Annotated in this window: 22 protein-coding genes; 3 read left to right on the top strand and 19 right to left on the bottom strand. The window is 46.5% G+C overall.

What is annotated here, in order from left to right:
* Positions 1-12: 12 nt before the first annotated feature.
* From atpG to ACZQK9_RS06490, 8 genes are all read right to left on the bottom strand, one after another.
* A complete protein-coding gene (gene atpG / locus ACZQK9_RS06455; protein WP_483270038.1) occupies positions 13-876 on the bottom strand; it encodes an ATP synthase F1 subunit gamma in 864 nt (287 codons plus the stop codon).
* Positions 877-903: 27 nt separating this feature from the next.
* Positions 904-2,406 carry a F0F1 ATP synthase subunit alpha gene (gene atpA, locus ACZQK9_RS06460; RefSeq protein ID WP_483270039.1) on the bottom strand — a complete coding sequence of 501 codons (1,503 nt, stop codon included), beginning with the start codon at positions 2,404-2,406 and terminating at the stop codon, positions 904-906.
* A gap of 20 nt (positions 2,407-2,426) precedes the next feature.
* The gene (atpH, locus tag ACZQK9_RS06465) at positions 2,427-2,966 is read right to left on the bottom strand and encodes an ATP synthase F1 subunit delta (protein WP_483270040.1); all 540 of its coding nucleotides are present in this window, start codon (positions 2,964-2,966) and stop codon (positions 2,427-2,429) included.
* The gene (gene atpF / locus ACZQK9_RS06470) at positions 2,951-3,508 is read right to left on the bottom strand and encodes a F0F1 ATP synthase subunit B (protein ID WP_178018244.1); all 558 of its coding nucleotides are present in this window, start codon (positions 3,506-3,508) and stop codon (positions 2,951-2,953) included. The genes atpH and atpF overlap by 16 nt, the downstream gene beginning before the upstream one ends.
* Positions 3,509-3,532: 24 nt before the next feature.
* A complete protein-coding gene (gene atpE, locus ACZQK9_RS06475) occupies positions 3,533-3,790 on the bottom strand; it encodes an ATP synthase F0 subunit C (protein ID WP_177970481.1) in 258 nt (85 codons plus the stop codon).
* A 37-nt stretch (positions 3,791-3,827) separates the two neighbouring features.
* Positions 3,828-4,571, bottom strand: coding sequence for a F0F1 ATP synthase subunit A (atpB, locus tag ACZQK9_RS06480; protein WP_021984539.1), 744 nt, complete (start codon positions 4,569-4,571; stop codon positions 3,828-3,830).
* A 425-nt stretch (positions 4,572-4,996) separates the two neighbouring features.
* Positions 4,997-5,470, bottom strand: coding sequence for a hypothetical protein (locus tag ACZQK9_RS06485; protein ID WP_483270041.1), 474 nt, complete (start codon positions 5,468-5,470; stop codon positions 4,997-4,999).
* Between the two features lie 61 nt (positions 5,471-5,531).
* Positions 5,532-5,765, bottom strand: a complete 234-nt coding sequence (locus ACZQK9_RS06490; RefSeq protein ID WP_216507611.1) for an AtpZ/AtpI family protein — start codon at positions 5,763-5,765, stop codon at positions 5,532-5,534.
* A gap of 156 nt (positions 5,766-5,921) precedes the next feature.
* Here ACZQK9_RS06490 and ACZQK9_RS06495 point away from each other — a divergent pair, with 156 nt between their 5' ends.
* Positions 5,922-7,061: an L-threonylcarbamoyladenylate synthase gene (locus ACZQK9_RS06495; RefSeq protein WP_483270042.1), complete on the top strand. Its 1,140-nt coding sequence runs from the start codon at positions 5,922-5,924 to the stop codon at positions 7,059-7,061.
* Positions 7,062-7,291: 230 nt separating this feature from the next.
* Positions 7,292-7,720: a ribose 5-phosphate isomerase B gene (gene rpiB / locus ACZQK9_RS06500; protein ID WP_021984535.1), complete on the top strand. Its 429-nt coding sequence runs from the start codon at positions 7,292-7,294 to the stop codon at positions 7,718-7,720.
* Between the two features lie 149 nt (positions 7,721-7,869).
* Here rpiB and ACZQK9_RS06505 read toward each other — a convergent pair whose 3' ends face one another.
* Positions 7,870-8,301: a zinc finger Ran-binding domain-containing protein gene (locus ACZQK9_RS06505; RefSeq protein WP_483270043.1), complete on the bottom strand. Its 432-nt coding sequence runs from the start codon at positions 8,299-8,301 to the stop codon at positions 7,870-7,872.
* Between the two features lie 15 nt (positions 8,302-8,316).
* A complete protein-coding gene (locus tag ACZQK9_RS06510) occupies positions 8,317-9,396 on the bottom strand; it encodes a tetratricopeptide repeat-containing glycosyltransferase family 2 protein (protein WP_483270044.1) in 1,080 nt (359 codons plus the stop codon).
* 272 nt (positions 9,397-9,668) lie between these two features.
* On the opposite strand from ACZQK9_RS06510, the gene trpS reads away from it, so the two are divergent.
* Complete coding sequence (gene trpS / locus ACZQK9_RS06515) at positions 9,669-10,733, top strand: tryptophan--tRNA ligase (RefSeq protein ID WP_021984531.1); 1,065 nt, start codon at positions 9,669-9,671, stop codon at positions 10,731-10,733.
* A gap of 69 nt (positions 10,734-10,802) precedes the next feature.
* Here the strand turns inward: trpS and ACZQK9_RS06520 are convergent, their stop codons facing one another.
* The 9 genes from ACZQK9_RS06520 to ACZQK9_RS06560 form a co-directional block, all read right to left on the bottom strand.
* Positions 10,803-11,990, bottom strand: a complete 1,188-nt coding sequence (locus ACZQK9_RS06520) for a PDDEXK family nuclease (protein ID WP_483270045.1) — start codon at positions 11,988-11,990, stop codon at positions 10,803-10,805.
* A gap of 73 nt (positions 11,991-12,063) precedes the next feature.
* Positions 12,064-13,365 carry a hypothetical protein gene (locus ACZQK9_RS06525; protein WP_483270046.1) on the bottom strand — a complete coding sequence of 434 codons (1,302 nt, stop codon included), beginning with the start codon at positions 13,363-13,365 and terminating at the stop codon, positions 12,064-12,066.
* A gap of 34 nt (positions 13,366-13,399) precedes the next feature.
* The gene (gene dnaB, locus ACZQK9_RS06530) at positions 13,400-14,746 is read right to left on the bottom strand and encodes a replicative DNA helicase (RefSeq protein ID WP_021984528.1); all 1,347 of its coding nucleotides are present in this window, start codon (positions 14,744-14,746) and stop codon (positions 13,400-13,402) included.
* An 83-nt stretch (positions 14,747-14,829) separates the two neighbouring features.
* Positions 14,830-15,276 (bottom strand): 50S ribosomal protein L9, encoded by a 447-nt coding sequence (gene rplI, locus ACZQK9_RS06535; protein WP_178018253.1) that lies wholly within the window; start codon positions 15,274-15,276, stop codon positions 14,830-14,832.
* Between the two features lie 19 nt (positions 15,277-15,295).
* A complete protein-coding gene (locus ACZQK9_RS06540) occupies positions 15,296-17,344 on the bottom strand; it encodes a DHH family phosphoesterase (protein WP_178018254.1) in 2,049 nt (682 codons plus the stop codon).
* Between the two features lie 42 nt (positions 17,345-17,386).
* Complete coding sequence (locus ACZQK9_RS06545) at positions 17,387-20,065, bottom strand: valine--tRNA ligase (protein ID WP_483270047.1); 2,679 nt, start codon at positions 20,063-20,065, stop codon at positions 17,387-17,389.
* Between the two features lie 82 nt (positions 20,066-20,147).
* Positions 20,148-21,434, bottom strand: coding sequence for a hypothetical protein (locus ACZQK9_RS06550; protein ID WP_483270048.1), 1,287 nt, complete (start codon positions 21,432-21,434; stop codon positions 20,148-20,150).
* Positions 21,434-22,267: a hypothetical protein gene (locus tag ACZQK9_RS06555; RefSeq protein WP_178018257.1), complete on the bottom strand. Its 834-nt coding sequence runs from the start codon at positions 22,265-22,267 to the stop codon at positions 21,434-21,436. Before ACZQK9_RS06555 ends, ACZQK9_RS06550 begins: the two co-directional genes overlap by 1 nt.
* Complete coding sequence (locus tag ACZQK9_RS06560) at positions 22,267-23,520, bottom strand: DUF5716 family protein (RefSeq protein WP_178018258.1); 1,254 nt, start codon at positions 23,518-23,520, stop codon at positions 22,267-22,269. The genes ACZQK9_RS06555 and ACZQK9_RS06560 overlap by 1 nt, the downstream gene beginning before the upstream one ends.
* Positions 23,521-23,536 lie beyond the last annotated feature (16 nt).

Raw genomic sequence — 23,536 nt, forward strand, 5'->3', positions numbered from 1 at the left:
CCTTAATCTCCTTTAACTTATTGCATCAGCTCCGGCAATAATCTCCGTAAGCTCCTGCGTGATTGCACTCTGTCTTGCTCTATTGTACTTGAGTGACAGGCTTCCGATCATATCCTCCGCATTGCTTGTCGCGGAATCCATCGCCTGCATTCTCGCACCATTCTCACTGGCTACCGCCTCTAACAGTGCACCGTAAATAATGTTGGACATGTATTTCGGCACGATCTGGTCTAAGACTTCCTCCTCCGACGGCTCGAAGTTCATCAGCAGCTTATCGTCACTGATCGGCTGCTCCGATGTGAAATCCTCCTCCCGGATCGGAAGCAGCTTCATAAGTTTTGCTTCCTGTGTCACGGTATTCTTGAAATTCGTATATGCGATGTACACCTCGCCGATCTCGCCCTTGGAATACTGCGTCAAAAGCTGCTTCGTAAGCTCGGTCGCATCGTCAAACAATGGTGCATTGATGACCTCTGATTCATCCTGATATATGCTGTAACCTTTTCTGGTCAAGCCCTCAATACCCTTTTTTCCGATACCATAGATATAGGTATCCTCCTTCGAAAATCCGGCTGCAACAATCTCCTTCACAACATTGTTGTTGTAACCACCGGCAAGTCCGCGGTTCGATGTGATCGCGATGACTGCCTTCTTGTCACTGCCGTTTTCCTTCAGGAATTTATGGTTTGGTTCTTTCGTCATTGCAAGGATGGAACATATCGTATCATAGAGCATATTAAAATATGGTTTGTTGCTCTCAGCTCTCCCGCGGGCTTTCTGAAGCTTAACTGTAGAGACAAGCTTCATCGCCTTGGTGATCTGCTGCGTGCTCTGGACGCTTTCTTTGCGCCGCTTAATGTCTCTCATGGATGCCAAGAAAGATCAACCTCCTCGCTCTATTTATTAGAATGTTTCCTTGAATTCCGTAATTGCCTTCTTCAAAGCGTCCTCTAATTCGTCGGACAGCTTCTTCTCCTCGCGAATCTTCTCGAAGATGTCCGGATAATTCGTGGAAATGTATTCGAACAATCCACTCTCAAACTCCAGAATCCGGTCTACCTCGATATCAAGCAGATACTTTCTTGTCGCAGCGTAGATGATAACAACCTGCTTTTCAACCGGCATTGGCTTATACTGTGGCTGCTTTAAGATCTCCTTGATTCTTTCACCCTGCGCAAGCTGGTTTCTCGTATCCTCATCAAGCTCGGAACCGAACTGGGAGAATGCTGCAAGCTCGCGATACTGTGCTAACTCCACACGAATTGGGGAAGCAAGCTTCTTCATGGCACCGATCTGTGCGGCACCACCAACACGTGATACAGAAAGACCTGCATTTACGGCTGGACGGAAACCGGAGTTGAACATCTCTGTCTCCAGATAGATCTGTCCGTCTGTGATGGAAATAACGTTTGTCGGGATATATGCAGATACATCACCTGCCTGTGTCTCGATGATCGGAAGGGCTGTAAGCGATCCTCCACCGAGTGCATCCGACAACTTCGCTGCACGCTCTAAGAGTCTGGAGTGCAGATAGAATACATCACCCGGATAAGCCTCACGGCCTGGCGGTCTACGGAGAAGCAGGGAAAGTGTACGGTAAGCAGTTGCATGCTTTGACAAGTCATCATATACAACCAATACATCCTTTCCATTTTCCATCCATTCCTCACCAATCGCACATCCGGCGTATGGTGCAATATACTGTAACGGAGCTAAGTCGCTGGCGGTACTTGCAACAACCGTTGTATATGCCATTGCGCCGTACTCTGTCAATGTCTTCACGATATTTGCTACGGTCGATGCCTTCTGACCGATTGCAACGTAGACACAGTTTACTCCCTGCCCCTTCTGATTGATGATCGTATCGATCGCGATTGCTGTCTTACCGGTCTGTCTGTCGCCAATAATCAGCTCACGCTGCCCTCTTCCGATCGGAACCATAGCGTCAATCGCCTTGATACCTGTCTGAAGCGGTGTGTCAACCGACTTACGGGAGATAACGCCCGATGCGACTCTCTCGATCTGTCTTGACTTCGTGGTTGCGATTGGTCCCTTGCCATCGATTGGCTGACCGAGCGCATTTACGACACGACCAAGCATCGCATCGCCAACAGGCACTTCCACCACGCGTCCTGTTGTCTTTACTATATCTCCCTCGTTGATATTTTTATGATCACCGAGAAGAACGGAACCTACATTGTCTTCTTCCAGGTTCATAACCATGCCGTATACTTCACCTGGGAATTCCAGAAGTTCGCCCTGCATCGCATTCTCAAGACCGTGAATACGTGCAATTCCGTCCGCTACCTGGATAACTGTTCCAACGTCGGATGTTTCCAGTTTTGTCTCATAGTTCTTAATCTGTTCTTTGATTACGGAACTAATCTCTTCCGGTTTTAAATTCATGGAACACGAACACCTCCTTCTTATGATTGTGCGAGTGCCTTTGACATCGTCTCAATCTTGGTTTTGATACTGCTGTCAACCACTCTGTCATCAATTCGAATCACAAGTCCGCCGATGATGGATGCATCTACCGTATAGGTTACTTCCATCGAAGCGAAATCTGTCGTCTCAAGCAGACGCTTCTCGATCGATGCCTTCTGTGCACCGGTAAGTGCAACCGCACTTGTCACACTTGCAACTCCTATATTTTTTACCCGTTTTACCTGTCTGATAAAATAGCGGAGCACATCTACAATCTTGCTGCCATGATCTTTCTCAACCATGATGCCGAACAATCCGACCATATCCTTTGATACGCGTCCTTTAAAAATGTTATCCACTATCTTCCGCTTCTCGTCCTTATCAATCTGTGGATGCTTGAGAATGCGGAGCAATTCTTCGTTTTCCTGTAACACTGTCACAAGAGCCTGCGCTTCTTCATAGAGCATATTCAGACTGCCTTCTTCTAAGGCAAGTTCCAAAAGTGCATCTCCATAGGTTGTTTCTACTTGTCTCGCCATGTATCATCACCCATCTCTTTCAGCGTCTCATCAATCAGAGAAGCCTGTGTGTTCTCATCAAGAGAGGATGCAACGAACTTTCCTGCCATCACGGTTGCCACGCCGATGATCTCCTGTTTCACCTCATCCTTCACACGTTCTTTTTCAAGCTCGGCTTCACTGTTTGCTCTGTCGATAATGCGTCCTGCCTCTTCCTTCGCCTCGGCAATGATGTTCTCCTCGTTCTTCACCGCACGTTTTCTTGCGGAAGAAAGGATCTCACCCGCTTCGCTGTTCGCATTTTTGATCTTCTCATCATACTCTGCACGAAGCTTCTCTGCCTCCGCGCGGTCTGTCGCCGCATGGGAAAGGTCATCCTTGATCTTGTTCTGTCTGTCCTCGAGCACCTTGCGCACCGGGTTGATCAGCACATAAGTCAGAAAGATGAAGAGCAGAAATACCGCAAGTCCCTGTATCAGAATATCGAACAGAAGCTGCGCATCCAGACCGAAGATACGGCCCGTCTCCTCTGACAGAAGCGCGATATTTGCAATTCCTGTCATATTTTACTCCTCCTAATTTTGTTCTTACTTGAAAGGCTTAACGAACATCAGAAGAAGTGATACAACCAGACCATACAGACCAGTTGTCTCGGCTACCGCCTGTCCAAGAAGCATCGTTGACATGATGTCACCCTTTGCACCTGGGTTACGTCCAACTGCAGAAGCACCATAACCGGCTGCGATACCCTGACCAATACCAGGACCAATACCGGAACAAACCGCAATACCTGCTCCGATTGCGGATGCAGCGTTGATAATTGTTTCACCTGTAATAGTATTCATGAAATAATTCCTCCGTTTTTCTAAATATTAAATCTTATTACCCTTCTACATTTCGCTTATTTGCAACAAATGTCATCGTCAGCATACAGAATACATACGCCTGGATCACACCTGAGAACAAATCGAAGTACACATGCAGTGCCGATGGAATACCAATCTTTACAAATATCGGCAGCATGCCATAGTAAAGTGCCATCATAACGGTTCCTGCCAGAATATTACCGAACAAACGCAGCGACAGTGATACCGGTGTGGCAAACTCACTGATCACGTTGATCGGGAAGAACAGGAATATCGGATCGAACAGACTCTTGAATGCACCCCATTTCTGGTAACGAATGGATGCGTACTGTATCATGACAAATGATACAAGTGCGATACAGAGCGTCGTTCCGTAATCCGCGGTCGGCGGCCGAAGCATAAATAAGCCGGATATGTTCGAAAAAAGTACAAATATGAACAAGGTTCCGATGTAATTGATATAATGCTTACCAGCTTCTTTTCCCATCGTGCTGTTGACGAACTTGATCAGTGATTCGATGGCTAGCTCGACTCCAGTGGCGAATTTACTTGGGTTATCCCGCGTCTTCAGCACACTTCTTCTGGCACAGATTGCTAAGATCGCAATCACCAGCAGTACAATGAAGGTGCAGACATGGGTGGTGGTAATATATACCGTCGTGCCAAAGAAATGAATCGGATACAGTTCGTGGATATAGAAATCTACATCTTCGGAGCTGTTACTGATTACTTGTATTCCAGTGGCAAACCCACTCCTCATACGCTTTTCCTCCTTTTTTATTTTATGTTAGTCGATTGCAAAACCAGTTAATATCCACCATGTATTTCAATATGATTTATTCTATATACAATGTATTGAAGCCAAGAAGTTCTAAATGTTCTGATTCAATTGTTCTATCCATACGCCACCGACGCCCCGGGTATCACCACTTCACATTCGTTCAGTGGTAGGTCGTTGTGACGCATCCTAAATACGAACCGTAGGTTCGTATGCGTCACAACTCTCGCCATCCATGGCTCAGTGGCGTCTTGTTTGAACATCGTGTTCAAACATGGCTATTTATCTGCAGAACATCAAGAACTTCTAAGCTTCAAACATATCGTATATTCAGAATAAAACCATATTGAAATACACGGTTCATGTTATCCTACTATGTTTTGCAACCTCCTAATTACTACCTTGTGTTACTCCTCTGTCGAGAAGTGTGACTGATCTGATTCGTCATCATCTTCCTGACTGGGTTGTTCCGGCCCGACCGGTTCTTCCGGTTCTTCCAATCCGAGGCGGATCAGGATGCGGCGGATTTTAGGCTGCAGGTAGGCGCAGATCTTCGGTTCGATCATGCCAAGTGCTACGCCTGCAAATGCTGTGATTCCAAGATAGATAGAACCTACCAGCAAAGCAAGTGTCACAACCATACGCAGCAGGCTGTTTACAATCACTTTTTTCTTCGCGCCTGCTTCTCCCATATCGAGTGCCTGATCGAGCACATCATAGATATGATAGATGCGCAGCGCACCACCAAGATTGCCCACGAATAAAGCGATTGCGAACATGTAATACGGACGCGCAAAAAATGCGCCAAGCGCCAAAAATATGATCATGCATGCCGCCATGCCGATATACAGTTCCTTCAATATTCTGTGAACCTCTGTCATGTCGTAACTGTCCTGTCTTTCGATACACCACACCGGCAAAAACTTGCCGTGCATCCGTTATTTACCTGTGTTTTTTATCTGAATCATTCAGGAATTTCCGTATAAGAATATATACGGAGCGAAAACCTGCCAGCACACCGATCACGATAAACCATACCATAAAATCCTTCCCAAATATACGCTTTATCAGATATGCGATGCCCATGCTTATAAAGATCGTAACCACCATCGTAAACCCAATCTGCGTGATGAGATACAGCATCTTTAAGACCTGGCTTCTTTCTTTGTTATTCATTAAAACCCTTCCAATACAATCAGATATACACAAAGCTTATTATATAAGATTTTTCCTTATTTTTCAATCATTTATACACCGAATTAAACAGTATTTCAGAATTGTATTTTTCGCGAAAAGGTTGTCATTCCCTAACGATTGATGTAAAATAGCGGCATGGAAACGAAACTATTAAATGGAACTAACAAAGAAGCAATTGCAGAGGCATCGAAAATCCTGCAGAACGGCGGCTTGGTCGCATTTCCAACAGAGACGGTCTACGGATTAGGTGCTGACGCATTAAATGCAGATGCAGCCGCAAAGATCTACGCTGCCAAGGGACGTCCAAGCGACAATCCGCTGATTGTCCACATCGCAGATACCGATGCGGTAGAGAAACTGGCAGATCTAGAGACGATGAACCGGACGCACCCGGACATGGTGAAGAAAGCGTACATGCTGATGGAAGCTTTCTGGCCGGGACCGCTGACGATCATCTTTCCGAAGCTTGCCATCGTCCCAGACGGAACGACCGGCGGACTGCCGACCGTTGCGATCCGGATGCCATCCCACCCGATCGCACAGGAGCTGATTCGCACAAGCGGGGTCTCCATCGCAGCCCCATCTGCAAACACTTCCGGCAGACCATCACCGACGACCGCGCAGCATGTATGGGAGGACATGGACGGCCGCATCGAGATGATATTAGATGGTGGTGCCGTCGGAATCGGAATTGAATCGACGATCGTCGATATGACAGGCACGATCCCAACGATTCTTCGACCGGGCTTTATCACGAAGGCGATGCTCTCCGAGATCGTCGGCGATGTGACGATTGATCCAGCCATTATCGAGCCGGATCCGAATCTTCGCCCGAAAGCACCCGGCATGAAATATACGCACTACGCGCCACACGGAACGCTCAGTATCGTGGAGGCTGCCGCAGACGAATCGGCAAACCGGGCGAGTCTGCATTCCGGTGTCAAGGTCTCTTATAACGCGACCGAAGCAGAAACATTGCGCGTTGCGGAGAAGATCAAGGCACTTGTAAACGAAAAGGAAGCACAGGGCTACAAGGTTGCGATTCTCACAACCAAGGAGCATGCATCCTTATATAAGAACTATTCGCATGTACTGATCGTCGGCGAAGGAAGCAAAGGACAGACGATCTCTGCACGGCTTTATGCCGCCCTGCGTGAATGTGACAGTGAGCAGATGGAATATATGTACAGCGAAGCATTTGACCAGAACGAACTCGGTGGTGCCATCATGAACCGGCTGCTGAAGGCGGCAGGACACAGAGTCATCACCGTGTAGATACCATACATGCAAACCACCTTAATATATATGATGTACATAATTACAATTCTAAAGCAGACCATCGAAGCACGCCGGCACTTAATGAGCGACTGATTTTGTCGCGAATTTAGTACCGCTGCGTGATGAGCTGAGCGGAAGCGCGTCTGCGTAGAATTCGTAATTATGTACATTCTTATATTTATATATGGTTTGCATGTATTTCATAAAATTACAGGAGGATTTAAGATATGACAATCGCAATTGGAAGTGACCACGGCGGATATGAACTCAAGCTGGAGGTTATCAAGCATTTGAAGGATCGCGGATTTGAAGTGACGGATTACGGCTGTGACAGCACAGCATCCTGTGACTACCCAATCTATGGAAAGGCTGTTGCAGAGGCAATCGCCGCTGGCAAGCAGGATCTGGGTATTCTCATCTGCGGTACCGGTATCGGTATGAGCATGGTTGCAAATAAGGTCGAAGGTGTCCGCGCCGCACTCTGCAGTGACTGCTTCTCTGCACAGGCAACCCGCGAGCACAACAACGCCAATGTACTCTGCATGGGTGCACGTACGATCGGACCTGGTCTTGCACTTATGATCGTGGACAAATTCGTGGATACACCATTTTCTAATGATGAAAGACATGTGAGAAGAATCAAGATGTTCTCATAAAACTGCTCAAATCACATTACACCGTTGTAATCCACAAACCTGTGATCATTGAATCGCAGACAATTCAGGAATAAGGCAGCACGAATATACAGACGATTGCACAGAAAAAGCGGGTATGCATTGGCATACCCGCTTCTTTTTATCTTTTCTTATTTTGCTGGCTTCGGCGTTCCACAGGTACAGGTTGTGACGTATTTTTCATTTTTCTTCCTGCATTTTGAACAGATCCAGATTCTTCCAAACTTCACATCCTGACGGTAATCGCGTTTGTTCTGTGCCAGAAGGGATTCTGTAATCTGTTTTTGTCTCCGTTCTTCTGCCAGTTCTTCCCGCTCCTGCTGTTCAACCAGATCCATAGCCACATCCACTACCATCGGAGGCGGATCTATACGCAATGGTTCCGGTATAAACAAATGCGCAATCTTATCATCCAATGTTGTCTCTGTCTTGTACATGTAATGAGACGGTCTCTTCAAATTTCCTTTTTCGATTGGTTCCTTCGGTTTCGCCTTAATATTCACAATCGTTGCAATCAACGAAAGAACAACAAAAATTGCTATCACAATTAAAACATCTGACATATCTTATCCCCCCTGTTACTGTTCCGGCATGTGCCAGTCTGCCAGTGCCTCCCGGTACACTGCAAGCTGCTGTTCATATATTTCTATGGACTGCTTTTTCTGTTCCGATGATGTCTGTAATTCTGCTTTTTTCGCCTGCGCAAGCAAAGCCTCGTAACAGGCAACCAAACCCTGCAGGCTCTTCCTTCCACCTGCCTCTACATCCAGAATACATTCCGTCTCAGAAACGGCATTCTGATACCAGACGATTGCCTCATCATAATCTTTCATTTCCTGATAATAGCTTCCAAGCTCATAGCAGATCTCCGCACACGGCGTATCTAACATATCCCGAAGTGCGTATTTCATAAGTTTGGCACCATTTCCCTGCTGTCTTGCCAGATGTGCCAGCACGCAGGCTGCCTCTCTGCCCGCTTCCGCCATCGGATTTTTCTCCCATTCCATCGTGAAGAACTCCTCTGCCCGCTCAAAATCTGTCAATTCGCCACATTTTAACAATTCCTTCGCATACATCTTTCGAAGTTTCGGCGATAGCTTCCCATCCCGCGCATACATCCGTTCGCAGATCTCGAAATCTCTGCCTCCATGCACCGCTAACGGCTTGTGCTGGATCTCAATATCACTGTCGAACACAACCGGATCTAATCGCACCGTCTCATGCACCGGATCGATCCATGTAAACGTCCGGAGCCGCTTAAAAAGCTTCGGACGTAACTCCCGCTTCACATTCATAACTGTATTGAACGCTTCTGTCACATACCACATCTGCACGATCTCAATCTCCGAAAGCAGGCAGTTCTTCAGATCAAGGAAACGCGCCCGGTTCTCCGCATCAAGCACCTCATCCGCATCCGGTGCATAGATATATTCCATCGTTGCCTTGGAGAATGAGAAATTCCGTGCCGCCGAGAAATCGCCAATCCATGTGAAATCATAGATCTGATCGGTATAGCGTGCCGCGATCTCCTTCGTGCGGTCGGTGGAACCCGTATCCACGATGATGATTTCGTCCATCAGGTCTGCGACACTGTCTAAACAGCGTGCAAGTACCTGTTCTTCATTTTTCACAATCATACATAAGCTGATGGTTGCCATGCCTGCACCTCCATATTCCATCCCCATACATGTCTTTTACATAATCTGTCCGTTCGTACATAATTTTCTTCCATTATACCTATTTCCCACTCCTTAGACAAGTAAGATTCCTGCCCCTTTTTCGCAAATTCGCTTGACCTGCCGCAGTAAAATGGGTATTCTATAGGGTGTGGGATTTTATATCACATGCACATGATTTCAGATGTAAGAAATAATGAAGCCGGCTGATGCAGGCGCTATCAAGCAATATAAGTATAAGAGAGGACATTTCTATGAAACAGATTATTTTAACCGGTGACCGCCCAACCGGACGGTTACATGTCGGACATTATGTAGGCTCTTTGAAAGAGCGTGTTAAATTGCAGAATTCCGGTGTCTATGATGAGATCTACATCATGATCGCGGATGCACAGGCACTCACAGATAATGCAGAGCACCCGGAGAAGGTACGTCAGAACATCATGCAGGTTGCACTCGATTACCTCGCATGCGGACTTGACCCGGAGAAGGCAACGATCTTCATCCAGTCCATGATTCCGGAGCTGACCGAGCTTACATTCTATTATATGAACCTCGTTACCGTTTCCCGTGTACAGCGTAACCCGACTGTAAAGGCTGAGATTCAGATGCGTAACTTCGAAGCAAGCATCCCGGTTGGTTTCTTCTGCTACCCGATCAGCCAGGCAGCTGATATCACAGCATTCCGTGCAACCCACGTACCGGTTGGTGAGGATCAGATGCCAATGATCGAGCAGTGTAAGGAAATCGTACACAAATTCAATACGGTATACGGCGAGACACTGACGGATCCAAAGATCGTGCTCCCAGAAAACAGCGCATGTCTGCGTCTGCCAGGTATCGATGGTAAGGCAAAGATGAGTAAGTCTCTTGGCAACTGCATCTATCTTGCAGAGGAGCCAGAGGATATCAAGAAAAAGGTTATGTCGATGTTCACCGATCCGAACCATCTGCGTGTCGAAGATCCGGGACAGGTAGAAGGCAACCCGGTATTTATCTACCTCGATGCATTCAGCAAGCCTGAGTATTTCGCAGAATTCCTTCCAGAGTATTCTGGTATGGACGAGCTGAAGGAGCATTACACACGTGGCGGTCTTGGCGATGTGAAGGTGAAGAAGTTCCTGAACAATGTACTTCAGGCAGAGCTTGCTCCAATCCGTGAGCGTCGTAAAATGTGGGAGCAGAAGCTTCCAGATGTCTATGATATCCTGAAGGCTGGCAGCAAGAAAGCCAGAGAGACTGCAGGCAAGACACTCGAAGATGTCCGCCGCTCTATGAAGATTGATTACTTTGATAATGATAATCTGTTGAAGATGTAATTTTTATATAAATTAGTGCATTATGCAAAATGCAAAAAGGGGCGTTATAAAACGCCCCTTTTATTATCTTTATATCCTCTTTAATTTATTGAGCAGCTGCTCATCACTCATCCGAAATACATCATCGATGATCCAGATATGCATATCTCTTGCACGCTGTTTAAAATATAGCGTTCCGGTCGTATTGTCACAGGCGCGTGCTAAAACAAGTGCCTTTCTGGCGTATTTGCCGCCAAATTTCCGCGATACAGTCTCTAACTCATGCAGTGCCAATCCACCTGCCTTGCCACTCTTGCAGGAAATAAAAATCGGGCATACCTGTTTCATTAGGATCACGTCAATCTCGTTCATTGTATCATAACCGGGATTTTCCGGATCGTATGCCTCCCCATCCCAATCAATGTGTGCCCCAATAACCGCATCTGAAAAAAGATAGCTTTCTCTTGTTGCCACCTCATATACATGCAGTTCAAGCAGATTTCCCGCTTTCGCAATGATCTTTTTTATCTGGTTATTCTTAAACCGGAACAGTACCTTTTTCCCGTGTTCCTCATAATCCTTTACCATACCGATCTCATACAGATCTCTCAACAACCGTAATGCGTCCCCTAGCTGATTGACGTACAGTTCCTCCCAGCCTTCCCGCTGATTTGGTGTATTCTTTCGAAGTTCATCGATAATTCCGCAATGTTTGTTCCAGTCACCCCGGTATCTGCGGCACAGATCCCACATGATACGGATATCCTCACGAAACTGGTCTGTAAACTTCCACTCTGAAACACTTCCGGTTTCTTTTGTAAGAAGGCCTCCATGCAGCAGGATATCTTCGGCAATACTGATATTAAAATGATAATCTGATGTAATTACCCTGGACCCACGGATATCGATTTCTTTTCCGGTAAAAGGATCAATACGCAGCTTGCTTACCTCCATCCGCGCCGAGATACATCCAAGCGCGATCAGCAACATCTCACTACCCCCGGTCAATCCAAACCGGATTCCAGGATATTCCCGGATAATCCCTGCCAGCGTTCCAATAATACTGTCCAGATCATCCTTCGGAACTTCCAAAAACTCCAGCTCCACATCCGGACATTTGTGATCCCGGAATCGTTCGATATCACGAATCTGCTTTGTAATCATATTATCCTTATGTCCAAGGAAGATTACACGTTCCGGCAAATATTTCATCATCACCATCACATTCTCGATTGGTTCCTGCGAGAAGAATTTCACGATTGCTTTTGTTCTCTCCATGTATTTCCCTCCTATAAAAGAATTGCAAAAGTATCCACCCCTGATACTTTTGCAATGATTTCTTCTCTATCTGTTACTGCATTGATGCAAATAACGCCGCAATCTCCTCCGGCGACAGCGTCCGGTTTGGATTATCATTTACCGGTGTCTGCGCAACCGAAATGCTATCCGTATGATCCTCTTCCTCCTCTGTCGCTGCCTCGGCAGATTCTATCTCATGTTCCATCTCACTGACAGCTTCTGCCACTTCTTCCGCATGTGTCTCTTCCTTAGATACATCCATCTGTTCCTGCTGTGGGAACGGAATCACATCCGCTGGTTTTGTGTTATCGGCAGATTTATTCCCCGATGCCAGATTTCCAAGTAATGCATCAATCATACTCTGATCCATCATGCCTGCATTTGTCGTATCTTCCTTGAACTGAGCCTCTTCTTTCAGAGTCTGATCCTCGCTGCCACCAAACTGGGAGAAGAAATCCTCCGTGTTAAATGTAGACTCTGGTTCTTCTGTTGGTGTGGCTTCTTCCGCAACCATTTCTGGTTCTGTTGTTGATGTATCTGTTACCTCCAAAATGGAGTTCGTTATATCTTGCTCCGCATCTTCTGTTATATCGTTCTCAATTCCATCGGAAATCATTAATTCCGGTACTACAGACTCAATCGTATTCTCCTCAGTTAGCTCATCTTCCGGCATTCGTTCTTCCACATCTGCGTCAACTGCTGTCGATGCAGCCTCTACCGGCGATGCCTCCACATACTTCGGCATCTCGATGGCATCCACTGCCTCACGCAATGCGGTAAGCTGTGCCGTCACCTGCTGTAACTGGGCAACCACTGCCTGTACATCGCCTGCCAGCTTGCCAAACTCTTCCAACACCAGTGCAGTATGATCCGGTTCTTTCTGTGCCTGCAATGCAGCCTGCATTTCCAGTTCCTTCTGCATCTGCTCCGCCTTCTGCGCGGCTTCCTCTTCCTTCTTCCGGTCATAGCCAATCAGCAGTTTCGCCGTCTTCTTGACAGCTGCATCCAGCTGTTCTTCCTGTGAAGAAAGATACGTTGCCATCTTTCTCTGCTGTACATAGGAAGCCTTTGCCAGACGTTCCATATCATTCAGGCAATCTACCACCTCAGAATTATCCTGCTTCATGCTCTCCTGCAGCGTCTTTGCAATATAATCCTGCATCTGCCGTTCTTTCTCTTCCCGTATGTCAACAAGTGACAACAGAAAGGCGTAGATACTGGCAATCAACACCAACGAGATAATCGCGATATAGGCCGTCTCTGTGCGGTAAGTGAGTATACAATACACCCACGCCAGAATCGCCGTGAAACTTACCATGCCCAATGTCACCATTCTTTTATACCGATTCCCCATCTGTTTTCTGCCTCCCTGTTTTCATTGCAAATTCTTATCCTTTATAATGTTTCTCCGGATCTGCAAACTTCGTATATTTTCCAATCCATCGAAGATCCACACTGCCCGTCTCACCACTACGCTGCTTGGCAATGATGATCTCCGCGGTCTGCGGCTTTGTCGTTGTCTCTGGATTGTAATATTCGTCTCGATAAATAAACATAACCACATCGGCATCCTGCTCGATTGATCCGGACTCTCGCAAATCCGAAAGCACTGGTTTGTGATCCGGTCTTGCATCTACCGCACGGGAAAGCTGCGACAATGCAATGATCGGAATTTTTAATTCCTTCGCTAAGTTCTTCAACGCACGGGAAACCTCCGCAATGAACTGTTGCCGGCTCTCCACCGCCCGGCTTGGGCTCATCAACTGCAGGTAGTCGATCATGATAACCTGCACTCCGTAATTCTGCTTCCATTTTCTTGCGATTGAACGAAGCTCCGAGATTGTAACCGACGAATTTTCCTCTATATATAACGGCGAATTGGCAACTGCCTCCGTACTCTCGATTACCTTGTCCCAATCATCATCTGACAGATCGCCGACCTTCATACTCTTGGAATCGACCATTGCATCGACTGCCAGAATACGGCTTGCCAGCTGTTCCTTGCTCATCTCCAGTGAGAAAAATCCAACCGGAATATGTTTCATAACGGCCAGATGATGCGCAATATTCAGGACAAACGCGGTCTTTCCCATTGCAGGTCTGGCTGCCACCAGCAAAAGCTCTCCGGCATGCATACCGGTCAGCATATTATCCAGATCACGAAATCCTGTCGGAACACCGGTAACCTTACCATCGTTTCTTGCCGCTTCCTCCATCTCGCGAATGACATTCATCACAATCTCCCGGATCGGCACCGTATCCTCAGAACCGTTTCGGTTCTGCACGAGCTTGAAGATACTCTGTTCTGCGCGCTCCATGATTACTTCTACCGGCTCCTGCGACTGATACCCATCCTTCTCGGTATTTTCGCAAAGCTTGATCAACTGCCGGAGTGCCGCCTTATCCTTGACAATCTTCGCATAGTCCTTCACCGGAGCATATAACGGAGCAGACTGTACTAACTGTGCCAGCGTCACTGTGTTTGCCACTTCTTCTGGGATATCCTTCATCCGCAGCCGTTCTACCAACGTGATCGGATCTACACTTGCTCCCTCTGAATACAGCTCGACCATATTATCGAAGAGAATCCCATACTGCTTATTGTAGAAATCCTCTCCTGTCAGCATATCCACCAGATCAGAAATCGCATCCCGGTTTACAAGCATGGTTCCCACAATGCCCTGTTCCGCTTTTTCATTATGCGGTTGTACGCGTCTTATCGTATTTTCATCCATAAAAATTACTCTAATCTATTCTTTCTGAGCTCACAGCATCCCACAAGCCCAGACATTACATTCTTCCCTGTATCTACTATAATTTAAGCTTCCTCAATCTTCACCGTGAGATCAGCGGTTACCTTTGTGTGCAGCTTGATACCAACCGTTCGGGTACCCGGTGCCTTAATGGCATCCTTCATAACGATCTTCTTTTTGTCGATATCATGTCCAAGCTGTGACTTGATTGCCTCTGCAATTTCCTTGGAGGAAATCGAACCAAAGGTCCTTCCGTTTTCACCCATCTTGATGGAAAGCGTGATACTCTCCTTCTCAATCTGTGCGGCAAGTGCCTGTGCATCTGCCAGAACCTCTGCGGCAACCTTATCCTCATGTGCCTTCTTCAGTTTTAAATCATTCAGGTTCTTTGATGATGCTTCCATACCAAGCTTCTTCGGAAGCAGCATATTTCTTGCGTATCCGTCGGATACTTCTACGATCTGATCTTTTTTTCCGAGGCTTTTTACATCCTGCAATAAAATAACTTTCATGTCTGGTTCCTCCCTAATTCTAAATATCGCCTTCCCGATACATCTCATCTAAAAGCGTCTTTAATTGAATCAATACCAATTCATTTGTACTATTTGTAAACTGGGCTCCGGCGATATTTGCATGTCCACCGCCACCCATTTTTTCCATGATAATCTGCACGTTCACATCGTCGACCGACCGTGCACTCATATAAACCGTGCCATCCTTCTCTGTCGTAACAAACGACGCACGGATACCTTCGATGTTGAGCAGGTCGTTCGCAACCTTCGCAGCAACTACCGTCGGTGCATCGGATTCCTTCGGATCAACCGTAGAAATCGCAAATGTATCCATATAAATCTCCGAATTGATGACACCCTCTGCCAGCTGGCGGTACGTGTACATATCACTGCGGAACATCTTTCTGACACGGACGACATCCGCACCGCTCCGGCGCAGGTACGATGCTGCATCAAATGTACGCACACCTGTCTTGGTCAGGAAATTATCTGTATCAATCACAATACCTGCATACATGGCATCCGCTTCAATTGGACGAAGCTTCACCTTGCCCTCGATGTACTGTAGGATCTCCGCGATCATCTCACATGCCGAGCTTGCATATGGCTCGATATACGAAAGTGTCGCATTCTCGATCACTTCGTCGGACTGTCTGTGGTGGTCAAATACCACGATAGACTTTGCCAGGCTGAGCAGTTCCTCGCACTCGGTCATGCTCGGTTTATTCACATCGGTTACGACAACCAGTGTATTCGGAGTTACCCGGCTGATTGCCTGTTCACTGTTGATGATCATATCATCGCCATAAACGCTGTTCCCCATGAATCCGCTGATGATCGGCCGGATAGCCGAGGTTACCTCGTTCACTACGATGTATGCCTTTTTATTTAATGTCTTAACCAGACGATACACGCCCACTGCCGAACCAAATGCATCCGCATCCGGCCGCTTATGTGCCATGATGATAACACTGTCTTTGCTTGTCAGAAGCTCCTGGAACGCCTGTGCCTTAACACGTGCCTTAACGGTTGCTGACTTCTCGGTTCCTGCACTCTTTCCTCCAAAATACGTCGTCTTATCGCCGTACTTGACTACTGCCTGATCGCCACCTCGCCCAAGCGCCAGTCCGATTGCGGTACGCGCCCGCTCATATGCCTGCGCAAAACTGTCTGTTCCGGCGCCAACGCCGATACTCAGGGTAACCGGAATCTCGTTTCCGACATTGATACTCTTTACCTCATCCAGAATCGCAAACTTCGTCTCACGTAGCTGTGGCAGATACTGCTGCCGGAATACGAAGAAATATTTATCCTTCTCCAGCTTCTTTCCAATTGCGTCAATCGTGGAAAGATACATGTTGATTCGTCGGTCAACCAGTGCTTCCACCAGGGAATGACGAACCTCTTCGGTATTCTCCATAACCTCATCGTAATTATCAATATACAGAAGTCCTGCGACAAGCTTCTGGTCTTCATTTTCCTTCTTGTAAATCCGAAGTTCCGTTTCATCGTACAGATACAAAGTGATCATAGCATCTGCCTGATGATCAACCATCGCATCCTCATCCGGATCCACCAACGCCTCTGAAAAGTCGATCCGACGCAGCAATGCACGATAGACGCGATCATTGTACTCCAGATCCATCTGCATTTCCTCGGACGATAACACATCTGTATCCACTGCCGGGAAAAATGATGCGATATTCTTGCGAATCCGCTTTTTAGAGCCAACTCCAATCTCCTCGATAAATTTCGCGTTGCCCCACAAAATCTTTCCATCCGTATCCAGCAACGCATATGGAATATCCAGCTCTTTTAAAAGCTCTTTCTGTATCTGCCCCTGTTCCAGTGCAAACCGAAAGACAACCGGCATAATCGCTGCTTTCATCACAATAAAAACTGCAATCTCACATACAACAAAGATAAAGACCGCCGCAGCTGCAATCGCACCGCTCTTTTTGTCGTGTACATACAGCACGATCACCATGCCGACCAGAAGCACGGTCAGCGCCAGCGGCATCAGCAGATATTGTTGTATTTTCTTTTTTAAGATCTTTTCGCTATTCATTGATTCTCACCTGTTGCTGTATCCAACAGCCTCTCCCAGTGACTACTTTGCTATATTCGCAAGTCTATCCTTTACCTGCTCCAATGTCTCTGTATACTTCTGGAGCTTTGCACGCTCTTCCTCAACCTTTGCTGCAGGTGCCTTATCCACAAACTTAGGATTCGCAAGCATACCGGATGCACGCTTGATCTCTGCTTCTAACTTTGTCTGTTCCTTCGTCAGACGCTCGATCTCCTTCTCGATATCCACAAGCTCTGCAAATGGAATGTAGATGGCTGCATCATGAATCACAACGGAAACTGCATCGTCTGCGATTCCACTCTTATCTTCCTGTACATGTACCTCGTTTGCATAACCAAGCATCGCGAAGAAGTTCTTGCTTGCCGTAAAGATCGCACGGATGTCTTCCTTCGGAGATACGACGTAAACGCTTGCCTTTCTGCTCGGTGCAACGTTCATCTCTGTACGCACGTTACGGATGCCGCGTACAGCTTCCTTGATCTTATCCACAGCAGCCTCATCTGCCTTGAAATCAAATGCCTTGTCATATTCCGGCCACTTAGAGATCATGATAGATTCCTCGTCGGTCAGTGTACAGAAGATCTCCTCTGTTACAAATGGCATATATGGATGCAACAGCTTCAGACCGGTTGTAAGAACGGTCTTCAATGTCCAGAGTGCTGCTGCCTTTGTCTCATCGGCATCATCCCAGAGTCTTGGTTTAACCATCTCGATATACCAGTCACAGAACTCCTCCCACAGGAAATCATAAAGCTTTGATACCGCGATACCAAGCTCGAACTTCTCCATGTTATCTGTCACTTCCTGTACGAGATCATTCATCTTCGACAGAATCCACTTATCCGCAAGTGTAAAGCCATACTGCTTCATTGCCGCGTCGACATCGGCTGTCATAGCTGCATCAATCCCTGTGATATCTGCCTTCTCAATATTCATCATGATAAATCTGGATGCGTTCCAGATCTTATTTGCAAAGTTACGGCTTGCTTCCACTCTCTCCCAGTAGAAACGCATGTCGTTACCCGGTGCATTTCCGGTAATCAATGTGAATCGGAGTGCATCAGCGCCATACTTGTCGATAACCTCCAGCGGATCGATACCATTTCCAAGAGATTTACTCATCTTACGTCCCTGATCGTCTCTGACCAGACCGTGGAAGAGTACCGTGTGGAACGGAAGCTTACCTGTCTGCTCGATGGATGAGAATACCATACGGATTACCCAGAAAAAGATAATGTCGTATCCGGTTACAAGTACATCTGTCGGGAAGAAGTAGTCCAAATCTTCCGTCTTGTCCGGCCAGCCAAGTGTAGAGAATGGCCAGAGTGCAGATGAGAACCATGTATCCAGTGTGTCTTCGTCCTGCTTTACATGGTTACTTCCACATTTTGGACAGGTGCAGACGGTCTCCTTCGATACGATCGTCTCGCCACAGTCCTGACAGTAATATGCAGGGATACGATGTCCCCACCAGAGCTGTCTGGATACACACCAGTCACGGATATTATCCAGCCAGTTGTAATATGTCTTATCCATACGCTCCGGAATCAGCTTCAGTTTGCCACTTACAACTGCTTCCTTCGCCGGCTTTGCCATCTCACTCATCTTGACGAACCACTGTGGCTTTACAAGCGGCTCTACGGTTGTCTTACAACGATCGTGTGTACCAACCATATGCTTATATGGCACAACCTTCACGAGAAGTCCGAGAGCCTTCAGGTCATCAACCATTGCCTTTCTTGCCTCGTAGCGGTCCATGCCTGCATACTTGCCACCAAGCTTGTTGATTGTGGCATCATCATTCATAATATTGATCTCTTCGAGATTATGACGCTTTCCAACCTCAAAATCGTTCGGATCATGCGCCGGTGTGATCTTTACACAGCCGGTTCCGAAATCTTTATCTACATACTCATCCGCGATTACCGGAATCTCTCGATCGGTCAGCGGCAGCTTCAGCATCTTGCCAATAATATCCTTGTATCGTTCATCCTCTGGATTGACAGCAACAGCGGTATCACCAATCATAGTCTCCGGACGTGTCGTAGCAATCTCTACGAATCTTCCTTCCTCGCCAACAACCGGATAATTGATATGCCAGAAGAAACCATCCTGCTCCTCATGTACAACCTCTGCATCAGAAATCGATGTCTGGCAGACCGGACACCAGTTTACGATACGGGAGCCACGATACATATATCCCTTTTCATACAGCTTGCAGAATACTTCTGTAACCGCCTTGTTATTTCCTTCATCCATTGTGAAACGTTCACGATCCCAGTCTGCGGATGAACCCATCTTCTTCAGCTGGTTTACAATCTTTCCGCCATATTCTCTACGCCAGTCCCAGACACGCTCTAAGAACTTCTCACGTCCGAGGTCTTCCTTGTCGATGCCTTCCTTTTTAAGTGCCTCGATCACCTTAACCTCTGTTGCAATCGCAGCATGATCCGTTCCCGGCTGCCACAATGCATTGTAGCCCTGCATACGCTTGAATCGAATCAGAATATCCTGCATGGTATTATCGAGCGCATGTCCCATGTGCAGCTGTCCCGTGATGTTTGGTGGTGGCATCACAATTGTGAACGGCTTTTTGCTCCGGTCTACCTCCGCATGAAAATATTTGTTTGCAACCCATTTTTCATACAGACGCGGTTCAATCTCCGCCGGGTTGTAGTTCTTCTCTAATTCCTTAGCCATGTCTTTCTTCCTCCATATATGAATGATATCGTGCACTCATAGTACACAATCAAACTTCTCTTTCCTCTTTATCTGCATGTCCTTATAATTCCAGATTATAAGTTGCCAGCAGCTCCCGGATATAGCTTTCAATGCCCGGATTCGCCGCAATACTTGCTTTTAATGCAGACGTAGCATTCTGCCGGATCTTCTCACAGCTTGCCATCTTCTCACGGATTTTCTGCCGTCGTACATTTAAACCATGCTTGATCTCCACCATCTCCCGACGATCAATCAGCGCATTTGTCTGATTCTTCCAGACCATCGGATCGGCAATACCAACATCTGCGAGCTGTTTTACCAGCCTGTCACAGGCGAGATAATAGCTCTCGCTTGCCTGCGAATATTTTTTCGCATCCCTCTGCATCTGATTGTATAGATCCCAGAGGTACATTAATTCCTTGCCGGAATTGACACCATATTTTTCATAAATATAATCCAGTGTATTGGTATTATTAACATATTTTGCTTTTACTTTATTGAGCAGCGATACGGCTCTTTGCAGCTTCGCATCAGTCTCCCTGACTCGTCGGCTGATATTGGCATACTGTATGTAACAGACAACAAAACAGATCACCGCAACGGTTCCCTCGATTGCCGCCGGCAATGTCACATCTTTCTTCGCGAGCAGTGCCACTGCAAACAAGGTAATACTGATAAGCAGGAACAACACCAACACCACGATCAATGCGCCCCGGATACGATACGCATTGTCTGTATCCTCCACGCGTGCATACTTCAGATCTTCCTTTTCTCCTTCGAGATATCCCATGTCGTTTTTCAACATGGAATCCCGCATTTCCATATCATTCAAATTCCGAATCATATCCGGAATATCTGCTTCTAACCGCTGCATCGTATGATACTGCTCTGTTGTAAGCAGATTCTCTGATTGCTGGTATTTGTTCCGATTACCATCAAGCTTCTCAATCTGCTTTGCCGTATCCACGATATCTTCTGCCAGATTCACCGGCAGTTCCTCGATTCTCTGGATATCCACAAGATAATCTGTCACAAGCTTGTACTCCTGCTTCATATCTTCCATGTGGTACTTCGTATCGACCAGCTGCTCACAAAAATCACCAACCGTCTTGCGCTCCCGATTTGAGGATACTGTCTCCCGGACTTCCTTCCGAAGTTCCGGATCCACGCGTTCTTTCAATACTGCTTTCTCAGCAGCCCGCTTCGCTTTTTCCTTATTCCGTTCCGCCCTAGACTGATTTCTGCGCTTTCTGCGTTCCTCCCGCAAGCGTTCCTGTTCTTCAATCAAGGCGTCATATTCGGCATCGTCTTCATTCAAGTATGCCTTGATCTTCTGAAACATTCCCATTAAATCGCCTGCTCTCTGAATTCATCCTTCAATTGTCCGAGTATAATATCCATTCGCTTATCATAGTCAATCATGTCCTTGTTCATACGGTTATATACCGCACGCTGCAACATGGAGAAGATCGTCATCTCCCGGACATCCTCGTTGGAATCCCCGATTTCAATCATCAGATTCTCAAAATTATCATCATCGAGGTCAAATTTCCGCATTTCCTGCTTCAGTGTCGTCGCATCATTCCCAGCCGAAAATACAATCAGGTAACTGCGAAGACTTTCCTCGTTGCCATTCAATTCATACGCTTTCATAAAATAGCGTTTTGCATCCTCCACATCCATGTTGTTCGCTGCTGCCACACCACGGTTGTGATAGACATTTCCAAGAAATACCTTATCTGTAATGTCCTGCTGGTTGTCCAGAATCTCATCGTAAATCGATGCTGCCTTAATGTATCTGCGATAGCCAAGATAACTATCCGCCTTAAGCTTCTTACGCTGGCTGGACGTCAATCTGCGATATTTCTGCCATGCTTCCACATAAGTTTCGATTTCCTCAGGTGTATAGTAATCTCCGGCATTCAGGATTTCTACCAGCAGATCCTGTGCAAATGTCGCCTTGTTGGAAAGTGCCACCAGCTTGGCTGCCAGCTCCGGCATATCTAATTCATCCCGGATCCAGTCAAACAACTTCTCTGAAAGAGAAGATTTTGAGATCAGAACAGTATTGTTATAAATATAAAAGCAAAGCTCCTCGTAGGTATTGATTTCCACCTTCGTATTCAGGAAAATAAATGGATGCGATGCTTCTTTTCTTGTACATAAGATAATTTTTGACATTAAACATCAAACTCCTTACGATAAATCTTGTTCGTGGTCGGAAATAATTTTCCAAATCCAACATCCTTAATAATAAATGCGCCATGATGCGGATTCTCAAACTCCACCTCCACAGAAAACTTTGATGTCTTGTTTGGTCGTTTCGGAATTCCGTGCAGTTTCACGACCTCACGCTCCTCCTCCCCGGTTTTCCGGTTCCGGTAAACAAGTACCAAAGACTCTGTGTCATCCAATATAATGCTGATCTTTCCGTGGATATTATACCACTGTCTGCCACCCAGGGCGATTGGAATAAACCGATCCTCCTCATCTTCCGATGAGATTCCGACATCAAAGATCACATTTTCCTTTGTCTCCACAAAATACTTTTTATAGAATTCGCCATATTCACCGCCGACTGCCTTGTAGCAGGCCCCCTTCGTATAGATATTCTGACCGGCAAACACGCGTCTGCCCTGTGTCAGAAGCTCCCGCGATTTGTTCAGCCATTTCTCGGAAAATCCCAGTCCGGTCAGATAAATAGACGAGATGTATGTTTTCTTTGTCTCATTTGCCACGATCTTTGCAAAGGTAATATCCATCAGTATATTATCTCCGCCAAATGCCGCCAGATTGAAATTCTCAGAGTAGTCCTCATGCGTGACACTGATCGTATTCAGTTCATGGCCATGAGAGATATCGATTCTGTAATAATGCAGGCCGTCGGTATTATAATCAAATAATCCCACACTGTTCGTGCGCAGACTTTCATCCTGATTAAAAATATAATATAATCCACTGTCCAGATGGCTTGTAATCTCCACCTGTTCCTTCTCTACACCCAGTTCTTTATAGAACGTCGACAGCACCCGGAACAAATCTTTATTATACTCCGGAATCGTGATGACCAGTTTTTTCACTGATGATCCTTCATAACGATATAAGAACGAATCTACATGCATTTTCAGCATCATCAGGAACAGTTTCCGATAGCTGTAGCGCGTATTGTGTACCTCTACTGTCTCCTCGCTGCGCGCATTCTGAAACAGCTCGTCCAGCACAATGCCCTGCTCCTTAAAACGTGCCTCAGAAGCCTCGGAACCAACATACCACTCCCCTGTTTCCAGGCCAAAAAAGAGGATGTTTGGCATCATATACGTTTCCTTGTTATTCAATTGGTTGACCGTCTCTGGTTCCCGTGAGATGTCGTTATAAAAACTAATCTGCGTAGAATCCGAGCACAGATCCATGCCTATATAATACGCCTCTGACATGTCTTTTTCCTTTCGT

Source organism: Wujia sp. (assembly GCF_056872695.1).